The organism is Streptomyces longispororuber (assembly GCF_024448165.1).
GTDB classification, from domain to species: domain Bacteria; phylum Actinomycetota; class Actinomycetes; order Streptomycetales; family Streptomycetaceae; genus Streptomyces; species Streptomyces longispororuber_A.
In genome coordinates, this window is the sequence record NZ_JAMOLN010000321.1 from 1 (window position 1) to 8196 (window position 8196).

Annotated in this window: 8 protein-coding genes; 5 read left to right on the plus strand and 3 right to left on the minus strand. The window is 73.3% G+C overall.

The annotated features are described in order from the left end of the window. The 3 genes from M4J07_RS45205 to M4J07_RS45215 all read left to right on the plus strand — a co-directional run. The coding region (locus tag M4J07_RS45205; RefSeq protein WP_255982704.1) for an NADP-dependent oxidoreductase at positions 1–979 on the plus strand (979 nt) is incomplete at its 5' end. Positions 980–1037: 58 nt separating this feature from the next. After that, positions 1038–2402, plus strand: a complete 1365-nt coding sequence (locus M4J07_RS45210; protein WP_255982706.1) for an aldehyde dehydrogenase family protein — start codon at positions 1038–1040, stop codon at positions 2400–2402. Between the two features lie 111 nt (positions 2403–2513). Continuing rightward, positions 2514–3299, plus strand: coding sequence for an SGNH/GDSL hydrolase family protein (locus M4J07_RS45215; protein ID WP_255982708.1), 786 nt, complete (start codon positions 2514–2516; stop codon positions 3297–3299). Here M4J07_RS45215 and M4J07_RS45220 read toward each other — a convergent pair. After that, positions 3296–4048 (minus strand): AraC family transcriptional regulator, encoded by a 753-nt coding sequence (locus M4J07_RS45220; protein WP_255982710.1) that lies wholly within the window; start codon positions 4046–4048, stop codon positions 3296–3298. The genes M4J07_RS45215 and M4J07_RS45220 overlap by 4 nt on opposite strands. Positions 4049–4102: 54 nt before the next feature. Between M4J07_RS45220 and M4J07_RS45225 the strand changes: the two genes are divergently transcribed. After that, positions 4103–5302 (plus strand): MFS transporter, encoded by a 1200-nt coding sequence (locus M4J07_RS45225; protein WP_255982712.1) that lies wholly within the window; start codon positions 4103–4105, stop codon positions 5300–5302. Positions 5303–5326: 24 nt separating this feature from the next. On the opposite strand, the gene M4J07_RS45230 is transcribed toward M4J07_RS45225, so the two are convergent. Next, the gene (locus M4J07_RS45230; protein ID WP_255982714.1) at positions 5327–6229 is read right to left on the minus strand and encodes an NADP-dependent oxidoreductase; all 903 of its coding nucleotides are present in this window, start codon (positions 6227–6229) and stop codon (positions 5327–5329) included. A 136-nt stretch (positions 6230–6365) separates the two neighbouring features. Further along, the gene (locus M4J07_RS45235; protein ID WP_255982716.1) at positions 6366–6809 is read right to left on the minus strand and encodes a winged helix-turn-helix transcriptional regulator; all 444 of its coding nucleotides are present in this window, start codon (positions 6807–6809) and stop codon (positions 6366–6368) included. 115 nt (positions 6810–6924) lie between these two features. Between M4J07_RS45235 and M4J07_RS45240 the strand changes: the two genes are divergently transcribed. Next, a complete protein-coding gene (locus M4J07_RS45240) occupies positions 6925–8190 on the plus strand; it encodes an MFS transporter (RefSeq protein WP_374215195.1) in 1266 nt (421 codons plus the stop codon). Positions 8191–8196: the final 6 nt, after the last annotated feature.

Consider the following 8196-nt stretch of genomic DNA (forward strand, 5'->3'; position numbering starts at 1 on the left):
CCGCCCCGTCGGCGAGCCCCGGCAGTCCGACTTCGCCTTCGAGACCGTCACCGTGCCCGACCCGGGTCCGGGCCAGATCGTCGTCCGCAACGACTACATGTCCGTCGACCCGTACATGCGTGGGCGGATGAACGAAGGCGAGTCGTACATCGCGCAGTTCGAACTGGGCGAGGTGATGACGGGATCCGCCGTCGGCACCGTCGTCGCGTCGCAGGACGCGGGCGTCCCGGTCGGCGCGACCGTCACCCACTTCCTCGGCTGGCGCGAGTACGCCCTCCTCGACGCCGCCCAGGCGCAGCTCGTCGACACCGAACTCGCGCCCGCCCAGGCATACTTGGGGGTCCTCGGCACGACCGGACTGACCGCGTGGGCCAGCCTCAGGGAAGTGGCCCCGGTCGAGGAGGGCGACGTCGTCTTCATCTCCGGCGCCGCGGGCGCGGTCGGCTCCGTCGCCGGGCAGCTCGCCCGCAAGCTCGGCGCGGCCAGGGTCATCGGCTCGGCCGGCGGTCCCGCGAAGGCCAAGCGGCTCACCGAGGACTTCGGATTCGACGTGGCACTGGACTACCGCGAGGGCGACATCGCGGGGCAGCTCGCCGAGGCGGCGCCCGACGGCATCGATGTCTACCTCGACAACGTCGGCGGCGACCACCTCGACGCCGCGCTGCGGGTCATGAACCTGCGCGGGCGGATCGCCATGGTCGGCGCCATCTCCGGATACAACGCCACCGAGCTGCCCGCGGGCCCGCCGCACCTCCCGCTCGCCATCGGCAAGCGCATCAACCTGCGCGGCATGAACGTCAGCGACCACTTCCACCTCGTCCCGGACTACGCCCGGCAGGCGGGCGGCTGGCTCGCGGACGGCTCGCTCGTCGCGGACGAGACCGTCGTCGACGGCATCGAGAACGCGGTCGACGCGTTCCGGTCGATGATGCGCGGCGCCAACACCGGCAAGATGCTCGTCCGCCTTCCCCGGGCCTGACGAGCCTTCCCCGGGCCTGACCCGCACGAGGCATCCTGAACGGAGCTCCACCACCCCCATGACTGACATCACTGACATCACTGACACCGATACCGCCACCAGGACCAGCGCCACCGGCACCGCCGACCTCGTCGCATCGCTGCGAGCCGTCTTCCGGTCCGGCCGGACCCGGCCGATCGACTGGCGCAGGTCCCAACTCACCGCACTGCGCGCCCTGTTCACCGAGAACCGGGACGCCATCGCCGACGCCCTCTACGCCGACCTGCGCAAGCCGCGCTTCGAGGCGTACGCCGCCGAGGTCGACCTGCCGGTCCGCGAGATCGATCACACGCTCGCCCACCTGGAGGAGTGGCTGGCCCCCGAGCCGCTGGCCGCCGAGTCCCTCGCCGGACTCCCGGACGGCACGACCGCCGGTACGCACTACGAGCCGCTGGGCACCGTCCTGGTCGTCGCGCCCTGGAACTATCCGGTCCAGCTGTCGCTCGTCCCCGTCGCCGGAGCACTCGCCGCCGGCAACACGGTCATCCTCAAGCCGAGCGAACTCGCCCCCGCCACCTCCGAGTTGCTGGCCCGCCTGGTGCCCCGGTACCTGGACCCCGAGGCGGTCGCCGTCTTCGAGGGCGGGGTGCCGGAGACGACCGAACTGCTCGCCCAGCGCTTCGACCACATCTTCTACACCGGCAACGGCACCGTCGGCCGCATCGTGATGCGTGCCGCCGCCGAGCACCTGACCCCGGTCACCCTCGAACTCGGCGGCAAGTCACCGGTGTTCGTCGACCGCGACACGGACCTCTCGGTCGTCGCCACCCGCCTCGCCGAGGCCAAGTTCCGCAACGCGGGCCAGACCTGTGTGGCGCCCGACTACGTCCTCACCGACCCGGCCACCGCCCGCGGCCTGGAAGTCGCCCTCGCCGAAGCCGTGCACGGCATGTTCGGCGACGACCCGCAGACCTCCGACGCGTACGGGCGCATTGTCAACCGGCGCCACTTCGACCGGATCGCCGCCCTCCTCGACTCCGGCACCCTCGTCTTCGGCGGCCGCACCGACCGCGACGACGTGTACATCGCGCCGACCGTCCTGACCGGGGTGCGGGCCGACGACGCGGTCATGCGGGAGGAGATCTTCGGCCCCGTGCTGCCGATCGTCGAGGTCGACGGACTCGACGAGGCCATCGCCTTCATCAACGACCGCGACAAGCCCCTCGCCCTGTACGGCTTCACCGAGAACGAGACCACGCGCGGCCGGCTCGCCGCCGAGACCTCGTCGGGCGGCCTCGGGTTCGGTCTGCCCATGGCCCATCTGCGCGTGCCCGACCTGCCCTTCGGCGGCGTCGGCGAGTCCGGCCTCGGCAGCTACCACGGCCCGCACTCGATCGCCGCGTTCAGCCACCGGCGCGCCCGCCTCGACGTACCGCTGAGCTGACCGCTGCCGAGCCGGCCGGGTCGGTGGAAGGGTGCGGGCACTCGCCGACATGATTACTCAACTAGTTGAGTATAGTGACGGGGATCCGTGTCACTTCAGGGGTGGAGTCCGATGTCCGGTCCGCAGACCAACTTCTCGCGTTACGTGGCCCTCGGCGACAGCCAGACCGAGGGGGTGGGCGACGGTGACGACGCGACCGGTCTGCGTGGCTGGGCGGACCGGTTCGCGGAGCGGCTGGCCCGGCAGAACCCCGGCCTGCAGTACGCCAACCTCGCGGTGCGGGGGCGCCTCGCCGGGCAGGTGCGGGCCGAACAGCTCGCGCCCGCCCTGGCGTTGAAGCCGGACCTGGCGAGTGTGGTGGCCGGGGTCAATGATCTGCTGCGGCCGCGGTTCGACGCGGACGAGGTGGCCGGAGAGCTGGAGGCGATGTTCGCCGCGCTCACCGCCGAGGGCACCCACGTCATCACGCTCACCTTTCCCGACGTCACCCGCATCATGCCGCTCGCGCGGCCGCTCGGCGGACGCATCACCCTGCTCAACGCGCGGATCCGGGAGGCGGCCGGGCGGCACGGCGTGACCGTCGCCGAGATGAACCACCACGCCGTGGCGACCGACCCGCGGCTGTGGAGCGAGGACCGGCTGCACGCCAGCCCGCTGGGACACGCACGCATCGCCGCCGCCATGGCGTACACCCTGGGAGTGCCGGGCAGCGACGACTCCTGGGCCAGGCCGGTCACGCCCCCGCACCGTCCCGTGCCCGGCCTGCGGGGCGGACTGGTCGAGCTGCGCTGGGCCGGGAGCTTCCTCGGCCCGTGGCTCGTCAGGCGGCTGCGGGGCCGGTCGTCCGGCGACGGGCGCTCCGCGAAGCGGCCCGAACTCGCCCTGGTCCAGGTCTAGTCGGACGGTTTCGGCGGCCGGGCGCCCGGAGTGTGTCCGAAGGTGCGGCGGAAGACGTCGATGAACGTGCTGGCGGACGACCAGCCGCACTGATGGGCGACCGCGGTGATGGGTGTCTGGTCGGCCAGCAGGATCAGCGCGTGGTGGAGCCTGATCTGGGTGCGCCACTGGGGGTAGGTGAGGCCGAGCTCGCGCCGCAGGTGCCGGGAGAGGGTGCGTGCGCCGGCCCCGATCTGCCGGCCCAGCTCGTCCAGCGACCGGTTGTCCGCCGGGTCCGCCCGCAGGATCGCGTGCAGCTCCCGCAGCAGCGGCGTGCTGGGCGTCGGCAGGTGCAGCGGCTGCTGGGGGGAGACCCGCAACTGATCGAGCAGGACCGCCCGCAGCCGCCGGCGCTGCGGGCCCTCGTCGTCCGGGGTCCGGGTGTAGGCGACGATCAGCTCGCGCAGCAGCGGGCTGACGGAGAGGACCGTCGGGGTGTCGAGCCCGAGCGGGTTCTGCGTGGTGGGCAGACCGACGAAGTGGAGGTCGAGCTCACCGTGGGCCTGGTGCCGGTGGACGGTGCCGGCCGGGATCCAGAGCGCGCGCGTGGCGGGAGCGACCCAGGAACCCGCGTCGGTGGTGATCGCGATGATGCCGTGACTGGCGTAGACGATCTGGTGGTCGTCGTGGTGGTGGGCGTCGATCTCGCCGCCCGACGTGAGGCGTTGGGTGCGGGTGGGCGCGACGGGAGTATGGCGGATGTTCTGCATTGGTTGGCAATCTATCGAAAGCGCGACCCGGTGGGATCCCGCCAGCATGGAGGCGTGCGAAGGAATGCATCGATCCTTGTGCTGGCCGTGGGCCATGCCTGCGTGGACGTCTACCAGGGCGCCGTCGCGGCGCTGATCCCGTTCTTCGTGGCGGAGCGCGACTACAGCTATGCCGTCGCGTCCGGCATCGTGCTCGCCGCGTCGCTGTTGTCGTCGGTGGCGCAACCCGTGTTCGGCGCGCTCACCGACCGCTGGGCGATGCCGTGGCTGCTGCCGGTGAGCACGATCCTCGGCGGGGTGGGCATCGCGCTGAGCGGGCTCGGCGGCTCGTACGGACTGACCCTGACGTTCGTGGCCATCTCCGGGATCGGAGTCGCCGCCTATCACCCCGAGTCCGCGCGGGTGGCGCGGCTCGCCGGCCGGGGCAGCCACAGCGCCATGGGCTGGTTCTCGCTGGGCGGCAACATCGGATTCGCGCTCGCGCCGCTCATGGTCGCCACCGCGATCGGCCACGGTTCGCTGCGTTGGACACCGGTGCTGGCGCTGCCCGCCCTCGCCGGGACCGCGCTGTGCGTGCCGGTGCTGCGGATGCTGGGCGCAGGCCGGGCGGCCGGTCGGGCGACGGCGACGGCGCGGGGCGCGGACGACGTGGCCTCGTTCGTGCGGCTTTCGCTGGCCGTGGTGTGCCGCTCGATCGTCTTCATCGGGCTGAGCACCTTCATCTCGCTGTACGCCCGGGAGCGGCTCGGCGGGAGCGCCGCCGCGGGCACGGCGGCCCTGTTCGTGCTGTTCCTGGGTGGCGCCGTGGGCTCGGTGCTCGGCGGCTCGCTGGCGGGCCGCTACGACCGGGTCCGGGTCTCGCGCTGGTCCTACCTGACGTCGATCGCCGCCGTGGCCGGAGTGGTCTACGTGCCGGGCCCCGCCCTGTTCGTCTTCGTGGCCCTCACCTCCGCCGGCCTGTACGTGCCGTTCTCGCTCCAAGTCACCCTCGGGCAGGACTACTTGCCCTCCCGGGTCGGCACCGCCAGCGGCATCACCCTCGGACTGACCGTCAGCATCGGCGGCCTGGTGAGTCCGGTCATCGGCCGGCTCGCCGACGCGACCTCCCTGCGCACGGCGCTCGCCCCGCTGATCGCCATGCCCGCACTCAGCTGGCTGCTCTTCCGCACGCTGCCCGAACCCGCCGTCCACCAGGCGCAGTTCGCGGCGTCGGCGCGGCAGGGCGACGCCGACACGGCGCTGTCCGGAACCTGACGCGGCCGGGCCCCGGCCGCCGGCTCAGCCGACGACGAGCACGAGCTTTCCGCGCGTACGCCCTTCCTCGCCCGCGCGATGCGCCGCGGCGATGTCGGCGAGCGGGAACGTCCGCACGGCGGGAACGGCGAAGCGCCCGGCCTCGACCAGCGGACCGATCTCGTCGAGGACGTACAGGGCGCGGCCGCTGTCACCGCGGCTGAACCGGACGCCGTGCTCCCGCGCTCCGGCGACATCGGCGACCGTGAGGACGTTCCCGGGGGAGCCCGTGAGTCCGATGAGATCGGGCAGCACCCCGCTGCCCGCGACGTCGAGCGCCAGGTCGACGCCGTCGGGAGCCAGGGCGCGGACCCGGTCGGCCATGCCCTCGCCGTAGGTGACGGGTTCGGCGCCGAGGGAGCGCAGGTGGTCCTGGTTGGCCGGTCCTGCCGTGCCGATCACCCGCACCCCGCGTGCCACGGCCAGTTGGACGGCGGCGCTGCCGATGGTGCCGGAGGCGCCGTTGACCAGCAGGGTGCGACCGGCTTCGGCGCCGACCTGGTCGAGGGCGCGCGCGGCCGTCTCCAGGGCGGTGGGCAGGGCTGCCGCCGCGGCGAAGTCGAGGGAGGGCGGGACGCGTACGTAGTGGTCGAGCAGTGCCGACTCGGCCTGGGCCGCGCCCGCGCCGGAGAGCCCGACGACGCGGTCGCCGACGGAGACGTCCGACACGCCGTCGCCGAGCGCGTCGACGACGCCCGCCGCCTCGTGGCCCAGGGTCTGCGGAAGCTCCTGGTCCATCAGGCCCCTGCGCTTCTTCCAGTCGCTGGCGTTGACACCGGCGGCGCGCACCGCGATCCGCACCTGACCCGGCCCCGGGTGCGGTTCGGGAAGCTCCACGATCTCCAGCACCTCGGGGCCGCCGAACCTGCTGAACTGCGCTGCCTTCATCGTTCTCTCCGGTCCCGGACCCGAGGTCCGCGGTGTCGCCGGCGACACCGTCCGACGGTCCACCCCTCGCAGGCACTCTAGATCGCCGACGCCGGAGCGTCGCCCCGGCCCCGTGCGGGCCGGAGGTCCCGGCCGCTCACACCTTCTCGACGACCGTGTCCTCCGGCTCCACCGGCCGGCCGTCCGCCGCCCGGATCTCCAGCCGGTGCAGCGGGCGGCCGGTCCTGCGGTCGAGGAGGCGGGAGTGCTCCTCGCCGGGGGTGAAGCACTCCGCCTCGCCCCACTGGCGCAGCGCGACGATCACCGGGAAGAGGGCGCGGCCCTTGTCCGTGAGGTGGTACTCGCGGTGGGAGCCGCCGTCCGGGGCGGGCACGCTCTGCAGCACACCGGCGTCCTCCAGTGAACGCAGCCGCGTGACCAGGATGTTCTTCGCGATGCCGAGGCTGCGGTGGAACTCGCCGAACCGGCGGCTGCCGTCGAAGGCGTCCCGCACGATCAGCAGCGACCACCAGTCGCCGATGGCGTTCACCGACCGGGCGACGGGGCACGGGTCGGCATCGAATCGTGTGCGGGCGACCATCCGCGACTCCTCATCCTCCAGCCCCCGGACCCTTCCGGAGTGGTTGCAACATGCTACCTCGTCCGGCTACGGTCACGCTGGTAGCAAGATGCAACCAAACGGAAGGCGGGGCGACATGGCGGTCCAGTGCTCGGAACCGGTCGGCGCATGCGGCGGGAGCGGAGCGGTGCGTGCGGGGGAGACGGGCGTGCCGGACGGGTCGCCACCCGCCCGGCTCGTGCCCCTGCTCGCCCTCGCCTGCGGCAGCTCGGTCGCCACCGTCTACTTCTCCCAGCCCCTCCTGGTGACGCTCGGCGAACGGTTCGCGCTCGGCGCGGGATGGCTCGGCGCGATCGTGACCGTGACCCAACTCGGCTATGCAGTAGGCCTGTTGGCCCTCGTCCCGCTCGGTGACCTGCTCGACCGCCGACGCCTGGTCACCGGCCAGCTCGCGCTGCTCGCAGCCGCCCTGCTGGCGGCCGGGCTCGCGCCGGGCGCCGTCGCACTGTTCGGCGCGCTCGCGGCGGTCGGACTGCTCGCCGTCGTCGCCCAGACGATGGTCGCGGCGGCGGCCGCCCTGACCCCGCCCGCCCGGCGGGGCCGCGCCGTCGGCACGGTCACCGGCGGCATCGTCACCGGGATCCTGCTCGCCCGCGCAGCCGCCGGAGCACTCGCCGACCTCGCCGGCTGGCGGGCCGTCTACCTCGTGGCCGCGGGCGTGATCCTCGTCCTCACCGTCCTGGTGCGCCGGGCCCTGCCCGCGGGCACCCCGACCGTCGGTGCGCACGAGATGTCGTACGGGCGGCTCGTGGCCTCGACCGTCACCCTGTTCGCCCGCCACCCGCTGCTGCGGGTCCGGGGCGCGCTCGCCCTGCTGGTGTTCGCCGCGTTCAGCACGCTGTGGAGCGGCATGGCACAGCCGCTCAGCGGTCCGCCGTGGTCGCTGTCGCACACGGCGATCGGCGCGTTCGGGCTCGCCGGGGCGGCCGGGGCCGTCGCCGCCACCGCGGCCGGACGCTGGAACGACCGGGGCCTCGCCCGGCGCACCACGGGCGTCGGCCTCGCCGTACTGGCCCTCTCCTGGCTCCCGATCGGCCTGACCGGGCGGTCGCTGTGGGCGCTCGCGATCGGCGCCGTCCTGCTGGACTTCGCCGTGCAGGCCGTCCACGTCACCAACCAGACCCTGATCCACTCGGTCCGCCCCGACGCGGGCAGCAGGATCATCGGCGGCTACATGGTCTTCTACTCGGCAGGCAGCAGCCTCGGCGCCCTCGGCTCCTCCCTCGCCTACGCGACCGGCGGCTGGCCTGCCGTCACGACACTCGGCGCGTCCTTCAGCCTCGCCGCCCTGGCACTGTGGGCGGCGACCCGCCACGTGGGGCAGGTGGTGGGCGCGGCCTAGGCGGAC